The organism is Rhodopseudomonas sp. BR0M22, from assembly GCF_010907035.1.
Classification (GTDB): domain Bacteria; phylum Pseudomonadota; class Alphaproteobacteria; order Rhizobiales; family Xanthobacteraceae; genus Rhodopseudomonas.
Genome location: NZ_QUMK01000087.1, coordinates 1 through 19782, shown reverse-complemented (window position 1 = coordinate 19782; position 19782 = coordinate 1). Strand labels below are relative to the sequence as shown.

16 protein-coding genes and 1 tRNA gene are annotated in these 19782 nt (G+C 64.2%); 5 read left to right on the top strand and 12 right to left on the bottom strand.

The annotated features are described in order from the left end of the window. The first annotated feature begins 99 nt into the window (after nucleotides 1–99). Complete coding sequence (locus DY468_RS22185; protein ID WP_164607431.1) at nucleotides 100–945, top strand: alpha/beta hydrolase; 846 nt, start codon at nucleotides 100–102, stop codon at nucleotides 943–945. Nucleotides 946–948: 3 nt separating this feature from the next. Here DY468_RS22185 and DY468_RS22180 read toward each other — a convergent pair whose 3' ends face one another. The 10 genes from DY468_RS22180 to DY468_RS22135 form a co-directional block, all read right to left on the bottom strand. Continuing rightward, entirely contained in the window at nucleotides 949–1314 is a 366-nt protein-coding gene (locus tag DY468_RS22180; RefSeq protein WP_502706240.1) for a Rieske (2Fe-2S) protein, read from the bottom strand. Further along, nucleotides 1307–2011 carry an ABC transporter ATP-binding protein gene (locus tag DY468_RS22175; RefSeq protein ID WP_164607427.1) on the bottom strand — a complete coding sequence of 235 codons (705 nt, stop codon included), beginning with the start codon at nucleotides 2009–2011 and terminating at the stop codon, nucleotides 1307–1309. Before DY468_RS22175 ends, DY468_RS22180 begins: the two co-directional genes overlap by 8 nt. Beyond that, nucleotides 2004–2810: an ABC transporter ATP-binding protein gene (locus DY468_RS22170; protein ID WP_164607425.1), complete on the bottom strand. Its 807-nt coding sequence runs from the start codon at nucleotides 2808–2810 to the stop codon at nucleotides 2004–2006. Before DY468_RS22170 ends, DY468_RS22175 begins: the two co-directional genes overlap by 8 nt. Further along, nucleotides 2810–3844, bottom strand: coding sequence for a branched-chain amino acid ABC transporter permease (locus DY468_RS22165; protein ID WP_164607423.1), 1035 nt, complete (start codon nucleotides 3842–3844; stop codon nucleotides 2810–2812). Before DY468_RS22165 ends, DY468_RS22170 begins: the two co-directional genes overlap by 1 nt. Next, on the bottom strand, nucleotides 3841–4713 hold the full coding sequence (locus DY468_RS22160; RefSeq protein ID WP_164607421.1) for a branched-chain amino acid ABC transporter permease: 873 nt from the start codon (nucleotides 4711–4713) through the stop codon (nucleotides 3841–3843). The genes DY468_RS22165 and DY468_RS22160 overlap by 4 nt, the downstream gene beginning before the upstream one ends. A 68-nt stretch (nucleotides 4714–4781) precedes the next feature. Then, on the bottom strand, nucleotides 4782–5936 hold the full coding sequence (locus tag DY468_RS22155) for an ABC transporter substrate-binding protein (RefSeq protein WP_164607419.1): 1155 nt from the start codon (nucleotides 5934–5936) through the stop codon (nucleotides 4782–4784). 78 nt (nucleotides 5937–6014) lie between these two features. Next, nucleotides 6015–7202: a xanthine dehydrogenase family Fe-S subunit gene (locus DY468_RS22150; RefSeq protein WP_164607417.1), complete on the bottom strand. Its 1188-nt coding sequence runs from the start codon at nucleotides 7200–7202 to the stop codon at nucleotides 6015–6017. After that, a complete protein-coding gene (locus DY468_RS22145) occupies nucleotides 7199–8029 on the bottom strand; it encodes an FAD binding domain-containing protein (protein WP_164607415.1) in 831 nt (276 codons plus the stop codon). Before DY468_RS22145 ends, DY468_RS22150 begins: the two co-directional genes overlap by 4 nt. Next, a complete protein-coding gene (locus tag DY468_RS22140; RefSeq protein ID WP_164607435.1) occupies nucleotides 8026–10317 on the bottom strand; it encodes a xanthine dehydrogenase family protein molybdopterin-binding subunit in 2292 nt (763 codons plus the stop codon). Before DY468_RS22140 ends, DY468_RS22145 begins: the two co-directional genes overlap by 4 nt. 91 nt (nucleotides 10318–10408) lie before the next feature. After that, nucleotides 10409–11686 carry an amidohydrolase/deacetylase family metallohydrolase gene (locus DY468_RS22135; protein WP_164607413.1) on the bottom strand — a complete coding sequence of 426 codons (1278 nt, stop codon included), beginning with the start codon at nucleotides 11684–11686 and terminating at the stop codon, nucleotides 10409–10411. 164 nt (nucleotides 11687–11850) lie between these two features. Between DY468_RS22135 and DY468_RS22130 the strand changes: the two genes are divergently transcribed. Then, nucleotides 11851–12345 carry a MarR family winged helix-turn-helix transcriptional regulator gene (locus tag DY468_RS22130; protein WP_230757049.1) on the top strand — a complete coding sequence of 165 codons (495 nt, stop codon included), beginning with the start codon at nucleotides 11851–11853 and terminating at the stop codon, nucleotides 12343–12345. Between the two features lie 169 nt (nucleotides 12346–12514). Here the strand turns inward: DY468_RS22130 and DY468_RS22125 are convergent, their stop codons facing one another. After that, entirely contained in the window at nucleotides 12515–13639 is a 1125-nt protein-coding gene (locus DY468_RS22125; RefSeq protein ID WP_246701088.1) for a patatin-like phospholipase family protein, read from the bottom strand. A 208-nt stretch (nucleotides 13640–13847) separates the two neighbouring features. Between DY468_RS22125 and DY468_RS22120 the strand changes: the two genes are divergently transcribed. The 3 genes from DY468_RS22120 (at nucleotide 13848) to DY468_RS22110 (ending at nucleotide 19276) form a co-directional block, all read left to right on the top strand. Beyond that, nucleotides 13848–15380: a TIR domain-containing protein gene (locus DY468_RS22120; protein WP_164607409.1), complete on the top strand. Its 1533-nt coding sequence runs from the start codon at nucleotides 13848–13850 to the stop codon at nucleotides 15378–15380. Next, nucleotides 15377–18598 (top strand): tetratricopeptide repeat protein, encoded by a 3222-nt coding sequence (locus tag DY468_RS22115; protein WP_164607407.1) that lies wholly within the window; start codon nucleotides 15377–15379, stop codon nucleotides 18596–18598. Before DY468_RS22120 ends, DY468_RS22115 begins: the two co-directional genes overlap by 4 nt. A 93-nt stretch (nucleotides 18599–18691) precedes the next feature. Then, entirely contained in the window at nucleotides 18692–19276 is a 585-nt protein-coding gene (locus DY468_RS22110; RefSeq protein ID WP_164607405.1) for a hypothetical protein, read from the top strand. Nucleotides 19277–19433: 157 nt separating this feature from the next. Here DY468_RS22110 and DY468_RS22105 read toward each other — a convergent pair. After that, nucleotides 19434–19519 (bottom strand) — tRNA-Tyr (locus DY468_RS22105). Nucleotides 19520–19782 lie beyond the last annotated feature (263 nt).

Sequence of the window (19782 nt, the reverse complement as noted above, 5' to 3'; positions counted from 1 at the left end):
GAGTAATCGTTGCAGCGTGGTGCCGCAATAATGCGATCGACAGGCGCGCGGGTTTGTTGCAAAGCTGACGACAAACGACGCGCAGCCAATGGAGCCACGATGACGAACGACCGCCCTGCCGATCCCCGCACCAACTGGGCGCAACTTTCGCAAGATGAACGTGACGCGGCTTACGACAATAACAGCGCCGTCAAGAACAGTCCCGAACTGATCGCCGAGCGCAACTCTTCGTCGGCGAAGGCGCGCGCCACGCTGAACTCGGTGCTCGACCTGCCTTATGGCCCGCGCCCGAACAACAAGATCGACCTTTATCCTGCCGCCGAGCGCGACGCACCCTGCCTTGTGTTTTGGCATGGCGGGTATTGGCAGAAGAATTCGCGCGAGCTGTTCGCCATGCTGGTCGAAGGCATCGCCGCGCACGGCTGGTCGATGGCAATTCCGGGCTACTCGCTGGCTCCGGACGTGACGCTGACCACGATCGTCGACGAGAGCCGCGCGGCGCTGGACTGGCTCGCCGCGCATGGGCCGGAGCATGGCGTCGCTGGCCCGGTCGTTACCTCGGGCTGGTCCGCTGGCGGGCATCTGGTTGCGATGACGCTGGATCATCCGCTGGTGACCGCCGGCCTGTCGATCTCCGGCGTGTTCAATCTCGGTCCGATCCGCGACACCGGTCTCAACAAGGCGCTGCAACTCACCGATGACGAAGTCGAAAAGCTGTCACCGCTGCGACTGCCGGTGATCAACAAGCGCCTCGATCTCGCCTACGGCGCCAACGAACTGCCGGCGCTCGTGCTCGACTCGATGGATCTGCACGCGCGTCGCGAGGCCGCCGGCGCAACGGGGCGACTGCTGCCGCTTCCCGGTCACGATCACTTCTCGATCCTGGCCGAACTGCGCCGCCCCGAAGGCGCACTGGTAAAGGCCGCGCGCGAGCTGGTCGGCTGAGATTCAGCGCACAGACTTCAGCGAGGCGGCATTGATGAACACCTCGCCTCGCTCGGCCCGCACCGGATAGAGCCGAAGCGGACGGCTCGGCCAGCCGTCCGAGATCGTGCCATCGACCAGGCTGAACGAGGCATCGTGGCGCGGACAGGCGAGCCGCCCGCCGACGACACGCCCGCACGCCAAGTCGGCCTGTTCGTGGGGGCATGCCCGCTCGCAAGCCGCAACTACGCCCCCATCGGCAATCAACGCGAGGTCGACACCGGCCACACGCACGGCGACAATCCCGGCGGCGGTGAGACGCGGCAGACTACAGATCGGAAGCCACCGATTCTGCGGCCGTGCAAAACCCGTGGTCCAATCGTCAGGCACCGAGATAGGCCTTGCGCACATGAGGGTTGGCGATCAATTCGGCGCCGGTGCCGGACAGCACGATCCTGCCGCCTTCGAGCAAGTAAGCATGATCGCACATATCGAGCGCGGCGAAGGCGTTCTGCTCGACCAATAGTACGGTGGTGCCCGTGTCGCGGATCCGTCGGATGATGGCGAAGGTGCGCTCGACGATGTTCGGCGCCAACCCGAGCGACGGTTCGTCGAACATCACCAGCCGCGGCCGGCTCATCAGCGCCCGCCCGATCGCCAGCATCTGCTGCTCGCCGCCGGACAACGTGCCGGCCGCCTGCTTGCGGCGCTCGGCAAGGCGCGGAAACTCGCCATAGATCCGGTCGCGGTCGGCCGCGACCTCGGAGCGGTCACTGCGCAAATACGCGCCCATGTCGAGGTTCTCCTCGACCGTCATGTGCGGGAACACACGACGACCTTCCGGGCAATGCGCAATGCCAGATTTGAGGATGCGCGGCGGCCGCGCGCCGGTGAGCACTTCGTTGTCGAACCGCAGCGCGCCGGCACGCAGCGGCACGAGGCCGGAGATTGCCCGCAGCGTCGTACTCTTTCCTGCGCCGTTGGCGCCGATCAGCGCGACGAGCTGACCGGCCTTGACCTCGAACGAGATGCCCTGCAGCGCGGTGACGCCGCCATAGCCGCATACGGCGTTGATGACCTCAAGCATGTTTCACACCCTGGCCGAGATAGGCTTCGATCACCGCCGGATCGTTGCGGATCACGTCCGGCGTTCCTTCGGCAATGATCCGGCCGTAGTTCAGCACAACGATCCGATCCGACACGCTCATCACCATCGGCATGTCGTGCTCGACCAGCAGAATGGTGATGCCGCGATCGCGAATCTTGCGGATGAGCTGCACAAAGGTGTGCGTTTCAGACGCGTTCATGCCCGACACCGGCTCGTCGAGCAGCAGCATCGACGGCTCGGCGGCGAGCGCCAGGGCAACTCCGACCAACCGTTGTTCGCCGTAAGACAATGAGCCCGCCAGATCATCCGCGCGGCGGCCGAGGCCGACCCATTCGACCAGCTCGGCGGCCTTCTGTTTCAACTCCGCTTCCAGTCGTCGAACCCGCGGCAGGCCCAAGACCGACGGCAGCACGCCGACCCGGCCGCGGCGATGCAGCCCGATCAGCACGTTGTCGTAGACCGTGTCGTTGGGAAACACGCTAGTCCGCTGGAAGGTGCGGATCAGGCCGAGATCGGCGATTGCCTGCGGCTTCATTCCGCGCAGCGACTGGCCGCGATAGGTGACGTCGCCGTGCGTCGGCGTGAGGAAGCCGGTGACGACGTTGAACGCCGTGGTCTTGCCGGCGCCGTTCGGGCCGATCAGGCTGACGATCTCGCCTTCGCCGACCGAGAACGTCATGTCGGAGATCGCCACCAACCCGCCGAAATGCATCGCGACCTTGTCGACGCTGAGCGCGGTCTTCACCGCCGGTTGCTTCAAGGCTGCTGCAGCTGTCATCACGCGCTCTCCTCGACGCCGCGCTTGGCGAAACCGGGCGCCGTCACCGGCTTCATCCGCGGAAACCACTGCATCAGCGCTGGCACGATGCCGCGCGGCATGATGAACAGGATGACGATCAGCGCACTGCCATAGGCGATCCACTGCGCCTCCGGTGCCATCACCGGCCGCAGCGCGACCGGCATCAGGCCGAAGATCAGCCCGCCGACCACCGGGCCCGCGAGCGTGCCCTTCCCGCCCGTGATCACCATGATCACCATCGTCACCGTATTGATGAAGGCGAACACTTCGGGATCGATGATTTTGATATAGTGCGCGTAGAGGCTGCCGGCGCCGCCGCAGATGCCGGCGGAAACCACTGCGGCCAGCGTCAACGTCTTGGTGACGTCGATGCCGATCGACACCGCCAGCGTCTCGTTCTCCATCAGCCCGCGCATCGCCCGGCCGACATGGGAGCGTACCAGCCGCGCAATCAACAGGTAACAAGCCACGGCGACGCCGAGCACCAGATAATAGTTGTGCAGCTTGGTGCGGAAGACGAATTCGCCGAGCCCAGGGAAGCCGACCTGCATCGGCGGGATGCTGGTCAGCGCCAGCGGGCCCTGGGTCAGCTCGACCCAGTTCAGCGCCACCAGCCGCACCACCTCGGCGAACGAGATGGTGACGATGACGAAATACGCCCCGCGCACCCGGAACGACAGCCGTCCGACCAGATAGCCGCACAATCCCGACACCAGCACGGCGATTGCGAAGCCGGCCAGCGGTGGCCACGGCTCGTGCACGACGTGCAATCCGAACGGCAGGCTGACGCTGAAGCCGAGCGATGTCAGTGCGCTCACATAGGCGCCGATGCCGAAGAAGGCGATGTGGCCGAGGCTGAGCTGGCCGGTGAAGCCAAGCAGCAGATTGAGGCTCATTGCACCGATGACGAAGATCCCAGTGGTGATCAGCGCGTTGAGCAGATACGGATCGCTCAGCCATAGCGGAACGGCGGCAAGCGCGGCGACGACGACGATCGACAGCAGCAATTTCATCCGACGCGCTCCGCACGAGGAAACAGCCCGGTCGGGCGGAAGATCAGCACGGCGATGATGATCAGGAAGCCCATCGCATCGCGGTAGCCGGACGAGATGTAGCCGGCGCCCAATTCTTCGGCGAGCGCCAGGATGAAGCCGCCGATCACCGCGCCGGTGATGTTGCCGAGTCCGCCGAGAATGACGATGGCGAACGCCTTGACGGCCGCGAGATCGCCCATCGCCGGATAGACCACGTAGACCGGTCCGAGCAGCGCGCCGGCCGCTGCGGCGAGGCTCGATCCCAGCGCAAAGGTCGAGGTGTAGATCAGGTTGACGTTGACGCCCATCAGCGCCGCCGTGTCCTGATCCTGGAACGTGGCGCGCATCGCGCTGCCGAGCCGGGTGCGGTTGATCAGGATGTAAGTCAGCACGATCAGCGCTCCGGCAGCCACCAGCACGAACAGCCGCAGCCACGACACCGAGACCGGGCCGATCTCGAGTGGCGCGTCCGGGAACGGCGTCGGCACCGACTTGGCGACACCGCCCCACACCCACAGTGTCGCCGACTGCATCGCGATCCAGGCGCCGATCATCACCAGCATGGTGGTGTCGATGTCGGAGCCGCGCAGTGGCCGCAGCAGCGTCAGTTCCACCAGCGCGCCGAGCGCCCAGCCGCTCGCAATCGAAAGCGGCAGTGCAACGAAGAAGTTCAACTCGAACTTCTGCACCACGATGAACATCACGTAGGCGCCGAAGGTGTAGAGAATGCCGTGCGTGAAGTTCACGACATTCATGATGCCGAAGATCAGCGTGAGACCGATGCCGAGCAGCGCATAGGTGCCGCCGAGCACGAGCGTGTTGATGAGGTGCTGAAATAATTCGCCCAAGGTCGATCCTCGCGTTCCAGGGAAGGACGAGGCGCGAGACGCGCCTCGTCGGTCGTGGTGGCGTGCGGTCAGAGATCCTTCATCGCGACTTTGCCGTCCGCGATTTCGATCAGGTACACGTTGGGCTGGCTCTGGCCGCTTTCCTTGCCGGCGGGGCCGGACTTCTGGAACGCGATGTCCCCGTTGAGGCCCTTCAGCTTGATGTCCCACAGCGCCGCCTTGATCGCGGCCGGCTCGGCCTTGCCCGCCTTTTCGATCGCCGCCGCCGCGGTACGGATGCCGTCATAGCCGCGGAAGCTCTCGGTGCAGCCGGCGAAGTCGAAACCGCGCTTCTTCCATTCGGAGACGAAGTAGGTGGTCGCTTCGGGGTTCGGCGTCTTGTCCGGGAACCACGGCAGGAACGTCGTCAGATGCATGGTGCCGTTGGCGGCCGCACCGGCCTGGGCAATGATCTGGTCGGGGTTCTGCGAGCCGCCGGTGGTGATGATCTGCTTCTTCAAGCCGAGCGCTGCGGCCTGCTTGAACAGCAGCGTGAGCTGATCGACCGCCGCGGTGACGATGATGGTTTCGGAGTCGGAGCCCTTCAGCTTTGAGAGCTGGGCGCTCATGTCCTGCGCGCCCTGGTCCATGGTCTCGACCAGCCCCACCGAGATGCCCTTCGCCTTCATCATCTTGCCGAAGTCTTCGGCGGCGCCGCGGCCCCAATCATTGTTGATGACGAGGAAGTCGACCTTCTTCAGGCCGAGCTTATCGACGATCTTGCCGAACGCCGCAGCCTCGATCGCCGACGGCGGCGAGATGCGGAAGATGTAGGGATTGCCCGTGGTGGTGATTTTGCCGGAGGACGAGGTCTCGACCACCATCGGCACTTCGTATTCCATCAGCTTCGGCATCACCGCCAGCGTCAGGCTGGAGCCCCAGGCACCCATCATCACCGGCGTCTTGTCGCGGGTGATCAGCTTCTCGGCGACCGCAGCCGCCTCGGTCGGGTTGCTCTTGTTGTCCTCGATCACCAGCTCGATCTGCTTACCGAGCACGCCGCCCTTGGCGTTGATCTCGTCCGCCGCAATCTTGGCGCCGTTGACGACGTAAGTGCCGGACGCCGCGAAGGCACCGGTCAGCGGTTCGTTGACGCCGATCTTGATCGTCTCGGCCGAGGCCGTGCCCATCAGGAGCGCAGTGGCCGCCGCGATGAGAGAAGCAGTCCGCAGGGTTCGCATCATCCTCGTTTCTCCGTGATCGTTTGTTTGGTTGATCGGACGCCGCCCCCGGCGCCCGTCGCAAGTCGCCTTCGCCCACCGCTACCGGCGGGTCGTCCCTCCCAGCCAGCGCGGCAGCCGCGCCCTTATCAGGCCCAGCAACAGCGCCAGCCCGTTGAGATGTTGATCAGCGCCGGCCGGCATGACCGTCTGGCCGGACAGCTTGCGTTCGAGGTTGCCGGTGAACTGATCGATCAGCCGTCGCGCGAGATCGCGCACCAGACCGCTGCGCCCGACCTGCGCCAACAGGCCGGTCAGCGTGTAGCCGATCGTCAGGTCGATGCGCGTCGCGCGCCCCGCGTCCAACGGCTTCAGCCGATAGCGGATTTCACCCTGGGTCGATGATCGGCTGCGGCGATCATTGCCGGTGCCGATGATCCGTCCCGACAGGCCATCGGCCGCACGCTCGATCCGGGCGACGCCGGCAAACTGCGCGGCGATCGGCCCGACCTGCACGCGGATTTCGCCTTCGATGCGATTGGGATCGGCAGCATTGGTCAGAGCGACGCCAGGCAAACAGGCAGCGACCGCGGCGACATCGGTGAACAGCGCAGCCACCTGTGCCGGTGGATGCTGCACCTCGAACGCCTGCTCGATCATGGCGGCCGGGGTGAAGTCGGCAATCGCAGCAGCCGGACGAGGCGCCGTTACGCTCGCCGCCGCAGAGGGCGACGCCACACGGAGATCGGCCTTCGCCGCGCCATGCCCCGATCCAGCCGGCCCAAGTATCGCGCGCCCCCCACCGACGACGGGTTGGATGCCACGCGCACGACGGGCGGCAATCACCGACATCACTGCGCGGACGATGCCGACATAGCCGGTGCAGCGGCAGAGATTTCCACTCATGCCGATACGAATCTGATGCTCGTCCGCATCGGGCAACCGCAGCACCAGATCGCGTGCCGACACCAGCATGCCGGGGGTGCAGTAGCCGCATTGCAGCGCGTGCTCGCGCGTGAACGCGGCACGCAGCTCGGTCGCGATCTCGTCGTCGTCGAGTCCTTCGATGGTGGTGACGGCAGCCCCCTCGCAAGCCGCCGCGAAGGTGATGCACGAACGCGCCGGCACGCCGTCGATCAACACCGTGCAGGCGCCGCAGACGCCGTGTTCGCATCCGAGATGCGTACCGGTCAGATCGAGTTGATCGCGCACCAGGTCGGCGAGGCTGGTGCGCGGCTCGGACCGGCAATCGACGGCACAGCGGTTGACGGTCAGCGCCAGCGTGCTCATGCGGCCTCCTGCAGGGCGCGCTTCAGCACCGTGAGATGGATATGGCGATGCACGGCATCGGTGACGCCTGCTTCGTTCAGCAATCGGTCCGCGACGCGCGGATCGAACCGGGTCTTGTAGTCGGCGTCGACGCGGCCGCCGAACAGCTCGGCCGGCTTCGCGATCAGGACCGGCGCGGCATCGAGCGCGCCGATGACGATCCGCGCACTGCCCACGTCGGGATCGATCAGCGCTGCGCACTGGCCATGCGCGAACTCGCCGGTCTTGCGGCAGGCCTTCACATAGCCCCAATGAGCCGTAGCCGAGCGCTTCGGAATATGGATCGCAGCCACCAGTTCGCCGGGCTGCAAACAGCTCTGCAGCGCACCGACGATGAATTCGGACAATGACACCTGTCGGCTTGCGGATACGCTGCGCAGCGTCACGCGTGCGCCGAGCGCCGCCAGCACCGACACCCAGTCGGCCGCCGGGTCGGCATGGCTCAGCGAGCCACCGATCGTGCCGCGATTGCGCACCGCGCGATAGGCGATATTGGCCGCGACGCTCCGCATCGCGCCGGCGCTGACGTCCGGCACGCGGCCGTCTTCGATATCGGCGTGGGTGACGCAGGCGCCGAGCACAAGCTCGTCGCCGCTGATCTCGGCCTGCTTCAGCTCGTCGATGGCGGTGATGTCGACGATCTGCTCGGGCTGCGCCAGCCGCAGGATCAGCATCGGCCCCAGCGACTGACCGCCGGCCATCACCTTGGCGCCGGCGTTGCCTCCGAGCAGCGACAATGCGGAAGACAGATCGCGCGGGCGCGCGTAATCGAATGGCGCGGGCTTCATGCGGCTGCCCTCCCCGCGCCCTGCGCCGCGATCACCGCCTCGACCACGCGATGCGGCGTGATGGGTGAACGCATCAGTTCAGCACCACAGCGCCGCAGCGCGTCGTTGACGGCGTTGGCGATTGCGGCCGGCGGCGCAATCGCACCGCCCTCGCCAATGCCCTTGACGCCGAACCGCGTATAGGGCGCCGGCGTCTCCATATGATCGAGCCGCGGCGCCGGCACCTCCGTCGGCCCCGGCAGCAGATAGTCGGCGAACGTCGTCGCCAGCGGCTGCCCCGCCCCGTCGAACGGCATCTCTTCGTAAAGCGCAGTCCCGATGCCCTGCGCGAGGCCGCCAAAAATCTGGCCGTCGACGACCATCGGATTGATCAGCACGCCGCCGTCTTCGACGATCACGTAGTCGAGGATTTCGACCGCGCCGAGATCGGGATCGACGGCGACGACAGCTGCATGCGCGGCGTAGCTGAAGGTACCGCTATCGCGCTGCGGCTTGTAGCCGGAGGTGACGTCGAGCCCTCCGGGATCGACATCCTTCGGCAGATCCTGCGGGCGGCGATACCAGGTGTGGGCGATCTCGCGCAGCGTGACGCTGCCGTTCGGGCCGCGAACTTCGGCGTCGATCAGTTCGACGTCGGCGACGTCCTGCTGCAGCAGCTTGGCGCCGATCCGTTTGATCCGGTCGCCGAGATCGCCGCAGGCCGTCGCCACCGCACCGCCGGCCATCACCGCGCAGCGCGATCCCCAGGTGCCGGTCGAATACGGCGTCATCGCCGTATCGCCGAGAATGATCCGCACGTTGCCGACATCGATGCCGAGCATCTCGTGGGCGACCTGGGCCAGCGTGGTTTCCATGCTCTGGCCGTGCGAATGCACGCCGACGCGCAGCTCGAGCCCGCCGTCCGGAGTCAGCCGCGCCGTTGCCTGCTCATGGCCCGGCACCATCGGGATGCCCCAGCCGGAATACACCGACGTGCCGTGCGCAGCCTGCTCGCAATAGATCGAGACGCCGAGCCCGATGCGGCGGCCGTCCGGCTCGCCGCGGCGCTGCCGCGCGCGCAGGGCCTCGACATCGATGGCCTCCAGCGCCCGCCGCATCGCCTCCGGATAGTCGCCACTGTCAAAATGCTTGTTAGTGATGTTGTCGAACGGCATCTGGTCGGGCTGCACCAGATTGCGCAGCCGCACCTCGCTCGGCTCCAACCCGGCCTCAGCCGCGACGAGATCGAGCATCAGTTCCAGCGCGAAGCACACGCCGGTGCGTGCGACGCCGCGATACGGCAGGATCGGGCATTTGTTGGTGGCGACCGAAAAGGTGCGGCAGCGATAGGCCGGCATCACGTATGGCCCGGGCAGAATGCTGGCGACCTGCGCGGCCTCGAGACACGCAGAAAACGGATAGGACGAATACGCGCCGGAATCGACCGTCGCTTCGCAATCGATCCCGCGCAGCTTGCCGTCGCGATCGGCATAGAGCGTGATCTTGTAGTGATGCTCGCGGCAGTTGGCGCTGGCGATGAGATGTTCGCGACGATCCTCGATCCAGCGCACGGGATGGCCGAGCCGCATCGTCAGCCAGGACAGGCAGACCTCTTCGGGCAGCAGGATGCCCTTGTGGCCAAAACCGCCGCCGACATCCGGCGAGATCACACGGATGCGGCCCTGATCCATGCCGAGGCATTCGGCGAGGCCGTTGCGGTTGATGTGCGGCATCTGCGCCGAGGTCGTGACGACGAGTTGATCGAGCCGGTGATCGAAGCTGGCGACCACTCCGCGGCCTTCCAGCGGCGCCATGCACTGCCGAGCCGTGGTGATCTCGCGCGACACCTTGATCGGGGCGTCGAGCGCCGCCGAGATATCGACCTCGAAATTGGTTTCGAGGAAGATGTTGTCGCCCCAGTGCTCGTGCACCAGCGGCGCATCCGGCGCGCGCGCCTGCAGCATGTCGTGCACCGCCGGCAGCTCTTCGAGGTCGAGCACCACAGCGGCCGCGATATCCTCGGCTTCGGCGCGCGTCGGCGCGACGCACATCGCGATCAGTTCGCCGACCTGCCGCACCTTGTCGGTCGCGAGCACCGGCTGCTCCGAGATCTTGAAGCCCGGCAATCCCGATACCGCACGGATCGGATTGACGCCGACGAGATCCGCGGCGGTGAACACACGGTCGCGATACGCTTCAGGCACATGAATGCCGCGGATCCGCGCATGGGCCAGCGGACTACGCACGAAGGCGACGTCCTGCATGCCGGCAAGGCGGATGTCGGCCACGTATTGGCCGCGGCCGCGCATCAGGCGGTCGTCCTCCTTGCGCGGCAGGCGTGCGCCGACCCCCTGCCCGCTGGCCTGATGCTGGTCGATCCGTCCGTGCACCACGTCCTCCTCAGGCTGCGACGGCTTCGGGCAGGATCGCCGCGTCGGCGTCGTAGCGAGCGCCGGCCCGCAGGCAGAACGCCGGTTGCAACAGGCTGTCGGCGATCACTTCGGTGTTCTCGTTGTCACGCAGCACGAAGTGGCCGGCGCGCTGCGTCAGCACCGACACGTCCGCATCCATGCCGACCTTCAGCGCGCCGATCTCGTCGGCTCGATTGATCATCTTGGCCGGATTGGCGGTGACCATCGGCACCACCTGTTCGAGCGACAGGCCAAGCGCCATCATCGAACTCATCGCCTGCACCAGGCTGAATTTGGCCTGACCGGCGAACGGATGGTTCTCCTCGTCCTCGTGCTGATCGGGCGTGCCGGCGGGTGCGGGCACATGCGTGTTGTAGCCGTGGATGTCCGCACCGAGCGTCGTCGGCACGATGCCGGCTGCGATCGCCTTCTTGGCGAGCCGATAGGAGAAGTGGCTGCCGTGGCCGACATCCACCTTCAGCCCGCGATCGAGCGCCGCCTGAATCACGGGATGCACCACGCCTTCGCGATTGATGAAGCCGCCGGGATGCCGCGTGAACGGATGCGCCAGCACGTCGCCTTCCTTCAGCAGCGGGATGACGCGCGTCAGGATGGTGTCGGCGTCCTCGCCATTGGCGCCGCTCTCCGGCAAGCCCCAGAGTTGACCGAAATGCACGTACACCGGCAGCTCGGCGCGGCGGCCGATCTCCGCTGCCATCTCGATGACGCGAATGCCCCAGCGCGCGAAGCCGCCGATCTCCGCATGTGCCTTGATGCCGCGCACGATGTCCGGATTAGCGCGCGCCGCCTTCACGGTGGCGTCGATGTCGACGCCTTCCGGGCTGTAGAGCTGCGGGTAGTAATGACCTTCGAGGCCACCGACCAGATACGCCGACAGGAACGCATAGACACGCGACTTCGCCGGGTCGGCGATGAAGTGACGGAAGCCCGGCAGTGTCATGCAGGACGGCCCGCCCTGATCGATCAGCGCGGTGACGCCGGACCGCACACCGACCATATCGGGGTTCATGCCGAAGCGGCCGGAGACGTATTGATAGATGTGCGCGTGCGTATCGATCAGGCCCGGAAGTACCAACTGGCCCGCAACGTCCACCACCTCCTTGGCGCTCGACGGCAGAACGTCCTTTTGCACAGCCGCGATCTTGCCGCCGCGCACCGCCACATCCATCACGCCATCGATGCCGGAGGCCGGGCAGATCACTCGCCCGCCACGCAACAGAAGATCAAAGCTGGCACTCACCGACATCGAACCGCTCTCCACGAACCTGACCAAAATTACGAAGCATACTTCGCATTTGCATCAAGCAAGGCCTATGCCAAAGTCTAAGAGACGAAAGACGGAGAGAATCGCGTTACTTGATTTCGCTGCGCGGCTGTGGCCGGTCAGCGTGGAGACAGGGAGAGAAACGCTTGCGGCAGAAGCATTTTGGCGGGGCCGAGGCTACGCACAAACCATGGCCGCTGGCCGAGCGTCCCGGTTTTCTGATCCGGCGGCTGCACCAGATCCATGTGGCGCTGTTTCAGCAGGCGTGTGGTCAATTTGAAGTCACACCGCTCCAATACAGCCTGCTGTCTGCCCTCGCGGCGCGGAAAACCGCCGATCAAACAACGCTTGCGGCCGATATCGCGCTCGACCGCACCACCACCACCGGCGCTCTGAAACGCCTCGAAGCGCGCCACTTGGTCGAACGACCGGTCAACGCCGACGACCGCCGCGCACGCCTCTGCCGCCTGACCCGGGCAGGCGCGCAGCTCCTGGCGAAGATTGAAGGCGCCGCGCGCTCGGCCCACGAGGCAACGCTGCAAGGCTTGTCGGCACGCGAGAAGGTCCAGTTCGTCGCGATGATGCAGCGCATCGTCGACCAGAACGCCAACCAGAACACCGACGCGCCCTCGCTCGATTGAGCGGCTGCCGATTTCTTGCGCGTGAGATGCACAGGCTTTAACCGGCCCAAGAGCCTGCCGGACTAGGTTCGGCGGCCCCACGGCGCACCGAATTCACAGCAATCTTGGCCGCATCTCTTCCCGAATGAGGTGATCGCTGGACGCCAGGAACGATGGAAGCTCTGGCGATTCAGGGTCTGAAGACTTCGAAATTGAAGTGCTCGCGGCGGATGCGCTGCGCGGCAACCGCCTTGCCAATGCGCTGCAGATCGTCGATCGCAGCGATCGAATCCATCTTCTGGACGCTGGCGGGATTGACATCGCCACATCCCAGCGCTGCCAGCCCCTGCTTCGTCAGCTCGGCATTGTAGCGGGCATAGCGAAACAGCTTCTGATTCAGCGGTCCACGGGAGCCCTTCATCGCGCCGATCTCACGGTCCAATAGCGGCCCTTCGATGCACTCGCCGAACACTCGACAAAGAAGATCCTGCTCGTTGAGCGCGGCGTACATCAGGGCCGACGGTATTTCAGATGCATTGAACAACAGGTGCATCTGGTCTGGCGTGAGGCTGTAGTTTTCGCCCGCGCTGGTCCCGGTTCCGACGGAGACGATGAGCATCTTGTCAGTGCCCGTCGTCCATCCGCGTTGTTCAGGGGGCGCTCCGATCCAATACTGGTCGACGGTGGCCATCAAAAACATCTGAAACGCCGGATTATTGTACATCGTGACTCCGCCGTCGACAAAGATGAAGGGCTTATCGCCACACGAAATCACTTCCGGCGGGAAATAGGTCGGCGCCGCCGTACTCGCCCGCACCAGCTGCCACAACGGTAAGTCCAGGTTACACGCCGGATGGGTACGGTCGTTATACTTGGCGAACGGATTGTTCGATATCGGCCACGGCGAGTCGGTCGTGGCGTTTCGCATCACCAGCAACAACAACGTCTCGAGTTCAGGCGCACCGAGCGTCGTCGCCTCTCCAAAGACCAGCTTCAATTGCTGGGCGAGCGGCTCGCTCTTGTACTCCGACTTGAGGCGGCGAAGGATGCCCTCCTTCTCGAACATCTTGGCGCCATTCTGGAGATAGAATGCTAGAATCTGGTCGACCGACATTCCGATCGCGACGCCGGCTGCAATAATGCCGCCAGTGCTCGTTCCCGCAACATAGTCGAAGTAATCGGCCAGCCGATAATCGAGCCGCCCGCTCTGTTCGATCAGCAGGCGTTCGATTTCGGCAAGAACCATCAACGACAGCACACCGCGAATTCCGCCGCCGTCAATGGCAAGAAGTTTTCGGGGCCGGTCAGAAGCCAATCGGTCTTTGAGGACAGTTCGATGCTGCAGTGCTCGGCCAACCATCGCCGCCCCCAATGACTAAAACTCAATCTAAGACGCACGCTTAACAATCGGCTTCCGGAGAAGCCGAGCCGGTCTCTCACTTCCACAAATACTTGACCTCAAATCTCTAACGTCATTAACTAGCATTTTCAGCGGTCCACAACCAGAGAATAGTGAGGCGGCTGTGGCAGACATTTTCATTTCCTATGCACGTGATGACGACCAGCCGCCGCCGGATTGCCCCGATCGAAAAGGTTTCGTGACCTTTCTCGACGAGTCGATCCGCTACGAATTTCGTGACCTCGGTCCGGAGCGTCCGAAAATCTGGAGAGACGTCAAGCGGATCTCCGACGGTGATCAATTCTCCGACGAGCTGGAAGACGCTCTGAGGAAAGCGTCTTTCCTGCTTGTGGTATTATCACCCAATTGGATGTCGAGCAGCTGGTGTAAACGCGAACTCGACACGTTTGCAAAGTGTCATCCTGCGGAAGGAATCCGTGAACGCATCATCGTCGTCGGCAAGCGCCACGTCGACCGCGACAGACGGCCGTCACTCTTGCAGGGCCAGACGGGTTTCGCTTTCTACGCGCGCGCAGAAGATCCCGATGAAATCGAAGGCGACGTCGAATTCTTCGATCGGGGCAAACCCTGCGACGACCGGTACTGGAGCAAGCTAAAATCGCTCGCAGCATACCTGCTGCGACGCAGACCGCCCCCGCCTCCTGGGCCGCAATATCCGCCGACCGGGCGCACGATTTACGTCGCCAAACCCGCCTCCGACATGCGCGCCGGCTACGACCGGATCGTCTCCGAGTTGACCGGCAAGGGTCATACGGTGGTGCCGCCGCCGGCTGAGGAAATCCCGCTCGATCGTGCTGTCGCCGTGATCGAGCACGCGCTCGCCAAGGCCGAGATTTCCGTGCATCTGCTCGGCGAAAAATTCGGCGACACGCCGGAAGATCAGTTGCCGATGGCGAAGTTGCAGCTTGCCCGGGCCGCGCTCAAGGAGGCCGCCGACCCCGGCAAAAACTTTCATCGCATCGTCTGGGCTCCCAGCCTCTGGACCACGCAGCCCGCGAATGGCCAGCCGGCGACGGAAGTCAGCCGCCATCCAATCGACGTCCTGGCGCAATTCGACCGTCAGCTCCCGACGGACAAGGTCGAGGGCAACACCCTCAGCAAGCTGGTCGACTTTCTAAACCAGCACCTGATCGCCATCGCGCAGGTACCTCCACCACCCACACTGCAGAGCACCGACGGAAACGTCAGGCTGTATCTGTATCATTCCCCGGAAGATAGCGACTACGCGCTTGGGCTGGCCCGGGTGCTCCAGCAGCGTAATGTCGAACCGCTGCTTCCGGTTTTCGACGGTCCCAGCGCCGAGATCGAGCGGTTCAACGACAAGGGCCTGGCGGAATGCGACGCTGTCGTGCTGTGCTGGGCGAAGGCCTGCGAGGTCTGGGTGCGTGCGCAAGCCCGCCGCCTGCGGAATTGGCATGACCTTGGACGCGCTCATCAGTTCGCGTATCGGGCGGTGGTCGCAGCTCCCCCACCCGGCAGCCGAAAGAAGGCTGGCAGCTTGCTGTTTCCACGCAGCGAGATCGATTGCATCGTCGACCTATCCGACAATGAGGCCCCGACTGCAGACCAAGTGGATCTTCTGGTCCCTGCCGTCGCTGTGGACGCCGCTCCCACCGCGTCAGAGCCCGCGCCATGAACGCACCGGTGCAACTGCTCTGGGCCTCCGCGGCGCGCCCGTTTCCGGGTCTGCGGCCCTTCGCCTATCAGGACCACGCATATTTCTTCGGCCGCGACGACCAAACCTACGCGCTTTACCGACTGATCGACCGCTACCGGTTCATTGCCGTCGTAGGAAGCTCCGGCAGTGGAAAGTCATCCCTGGTCCGTGCTGGGCTTTTGCCGCTCCTCGACACCGAGACGCGCGACGTCGGCGGACGAAGCTGGCTGTGGCGCGAAATGCGCCCTGGCGATGCGCCGCTGCGGCGGCTCACCGCCATGCTCGCCAGCATGGCCCAGGATGACGATCCCGTGGTCGCTTCAGGGCGGCGCGATCGCATTGCCGCACAACTGGAGCGATCGAGCTTCGGCATTTCCGAAGCGCTTGCCGAGATGACATCCATCGCCGGCAAATCGCTGGTGCTGGTGATCGATCAGTTCGAGGAGCTGTTTCGCTACGCCACTCTGGTCAATGCCGATGCCAGCCGCCAAGCCGTCCGCGCCCGTGACGAGGCCACCCAGTTCGCGCAATTGCTGCTGGAAGCGAGCCGGGCGCCGACGCTGAAGCTGCACATCGTGCTGACGATGCGTTCCGACTTCATCGGCGATTGCGCGCGGTTTCACGGCCTACCGGAAGCGGTTTGTGCGGCACAGTTCTTAGTACCGTCCCTGACGCGCGATCAGCTTGACGAAGTCATCCGCCTGCCGCTGGAAAAGGCCGCCGCAACCATCGATCCGGAGTTGGTCGAACGACTGCTCAATGACTGCGGGACTGAAATGGATCAGCTCCCGGTGCTGCAGCATTGTCTGTCGCGACTATGGGAAGAGGCAGGAAAAGACCAGACCTCCAAAGCGCCGCCTGCATCCGGCACTGTGGCAACCGATCAACAGACCAGTATCGACTCGGCGGCGGGACGGCATCTGACTTTGGCTCACTACCGTGCAATCGGGCAATTCGCCGATGCCCTGTCGCTCCATGCCGACGCCATTCTGAAGGATCTCCCCGGCCCGCGACTGGATCTTGCCGTCAAGCAAGTGTTCAGCGCGCTGTCCGAGCTGGACAAGGAAGGTCGTGCCATTCGGCGTGCGCTGAAGTACTCCAGGCTGGTTGCAGAGACAGGCGTCGACGAGCCGTCGGTTCGCAGGGTGCTGGACCGCTTCCGGGCGGACGACTGCTCGTTTCTGACCCCGCCCAGCTTCGAGGTGAGCGAACTCACCGGTGATACCCGCATCGACGTCGGACATGAGGCTCTGCTGCGACGCTGGGAAAAAGTCAGCGGCCATGGCGCAGACCTCGGATGGCTGCGGATCGAGCAACAGGCGGGCGAACGTTATCGCGGCTTGCTCGCGATCGCCGAGGGCGACAACGCGGTGTTGCCGGCGCATTTGGTCGACGAACGCCTAGCCTGGTGGAACGCGCGGCCCCGTACCGCCGCCTGGGCGGAGCGTTACGGCGGCGGCTTCGATCGGGTGCAACAACTTCTCAGGCTGTCCGAATGGCGACGGAGCGCCAAGCGGATCATCACGGTCGCGGTGTTTGGCTTGGTCGTGGCCGTCGCGCTGATCATGATTGTGCTCGAGAACCGTGCCGTCACCGCTCAGGACAAGGCCGAGCAGGCTCAGATCCATGCCCTCAATGCCACCAAGACATCCGTCGGTCGCCTGGCCGGCTTCCTCAACGACGGCTCGATGTCAGCGAAAACCGCAGAGCTTCTGCTCGCCGACGCCAAGGTGACGCTCAAGGATCTGGCCAAGAGCGAAGACCATCCTTTGCAAGTGTCCGAAATAGAAATCCTGCTATTGCTCAACGTTTCAGATGTCGGTGTCGCGCTGGGAAAACGTGACGACGTGCTGAATGACGCTCAGCGCGCCGTTGCATTGACCGAACGCCTACTGAAAAGCAGTCCCACGAGTTCCAGCCTCCTGCACCACCTCTATGCCGGACAATTTCGCATCGGCGACGAATTGGCTTACCGAGGTTTGAACGCGGATGCCGAACGCTACTTCAATATGGCTCTGGAAAATGCCCGGGAGGGGCAACTCCGCGAACCGGGAATCGCGCAACGTCGGCTCGACGTCGCATTCGCCCTCAACAAACTCGGCGACATCTACAAACTCAAAAAGGATTGGCAGAAGGCACTGGAGTATTACGGCGAAGGACTGACGATCGCCGAAGGAATGGCCGCAACATCTCCCATCGAGGTTGCGACACAAAAAAGCCGGATCGCTCAACTCCTCAACGAACGGCAGGATCCGGATGATGACGCGAAAGCGCTCGCGATGTATCGCGATGCGCTGAGCATCCAAGAGGGCCTGCTGATCAAATCTCCAGGCAACGCAAGCGTTATTTCCAATGCCGCGACGACCCATCGCCGTCTCGGCGGAATGCTGAAGGATCCTGCCCAGGCGCGTGTTGAATACGAAGCCGCTGTCAAATATCGCAAGAAGCTCTACGAAGGCGACCCGGGCAACGTGCCGTGGCGAAGAGGTCTGGCGCTGGACCTGACTCTGCTTGGCGACACGCTCGTCAAGCTCAACGAAATCAGAGCGGCAGCGCAGAACTACAATGCCGCCGCCCGAATCTACGATAGCTTCAACCTGAACGATCCGAACAACGCCTCCCTGCTGCGCAGCTCAGCAATACTGAGTAGTAAACGCGGTGATATATTAGTGCAACGTGCCAACGACACGGGAAATCCGGCAATTCCGGTCATCAATGAATCCCAGCGTCTCGTTGGTGACGCCCTGACTCGCTACATCGCGGCGGCCGACGGCTTCGAAAAACTGACGAGCGATCCGAAATCGGGGAAGGCGCAGTTCTCCAATTTGTTCGACGTCCAGATCAAGATCGGCGATCTCCTCGTGCGACAGAACAAATTCAAGGATGCAGCCAACGCGTACGAAGCCGCGTCTCAAACGATCGAGCGGGCATCAGCCAACCTGCCGGTGTCAGATTGGCGAGCCAGATTGTCCGCGGCTCTCGAGCAGACCGGAGACTTCCTCGCTCAGGCGGCTCCAGCCGACATCTCGACCTATCAATTTGTGGTGTCGGCTCAAGAAGACGCCCTCGCCTTCCACCAGAAGGCTCTCGACGCGATTGACACGGTAGTGAGCGGTGCGTCGGACGATCAACAGATGATCGCCACCAAGGCGAGGCTATTGACTAAGATTGCCCGTCACCGCTCCGACCGACGATGAGGCGGCTCGCTCTCGCCTGGACACTCGCTGCGGTGATGCGTTTGATGGGGTTGCGCCCGTCCGACGGTCCGGGTGGCGCGGCAAGGAATTCGGATGCCACCAGGAAAGGACAGGATCATCCCCCGCACGGTCTTGCTGTTCAGCGGGCATATGGTCGATGCTCCCGGGCGTCCGACGCCCAGGTTTCCCCCCGACAAGGAGCCGATTGCCCGGACGGCTATCGACCACGCTGTCGGCCGCAGCGGGGCCGCTGCCGGCGACCTCGCCATCTGTGGCGGCGCCTGCGGCGGCGACCTGCTGTTTGCCGAAGCGTGTCTTGCCCGTGGCTTGAGGCTCGAGTTCTACCTTCCGTTCGATTGCTCGTCGTTCCTGGCCAAGTCTGTGGACTTCGCTGGAGCCGATTGGCACGACCGGTTCCTCACCGTCAGTTCGCTGGCGACGGTCCACGTCGTGCCGGACGAGCTCGGCCCGCCCCCGGCGGACCAGGACCCCTACGCCCGCAACAACGCCTGGATGCTGCGGCGCGCGACGCGCTTCGGCTTGGAAGCGTTGGCCTTCATATGTCTTTGGAACGGCGAAGCCGGCGACGGACCGGGCGGCACCGCCGCCTTGGTGCGGCACGTCAGGCAGATGACGGATCGGATCGACTGGCTGAACACCAAATCTTTGTGGGGGTGAGCCGATCGCTCGAGGCGACACCATCGACGGAAGCTGGAGCCGAATCGATCAGACCGCGAGCGTCGCAGCTCCGAGCCAGTGCTGCGTCCGTCGACGCCCGCCCGCTTGCGGTGCTGGCTGCGCGGCTTTTGCTCTTCGATCTCAGTGATTTATCGGATGGTGGGGGAGGCAGGACTCGAACCTGCGAAGCCATGAGGCGGCTGATTTACAGTCAGCTCCCTTTGCCACTCGGGACACTCCCCCGCCCGTGCCGCCGGCCGAACGCCTGTGGCAGGCAAAACCGGGACCGGAAGCCGAAGCGAGCCCGCGGGCGGGCCTGCAACGCGGCGCGGTTATGGGCGATGCGGCCCCCTAAAGTCAACCAACCCCATGACGATTTCGACACTCCTTCGTCATATCTGACGATCGGAGCGAAATTGCCTTGTGCAAGAGAGCGTGAGACAAGCGCCGCCATGAGCGACAGACCGCCGAATCCCCCCTTTTCCCGCCGCCATGGCCCGCCCCCC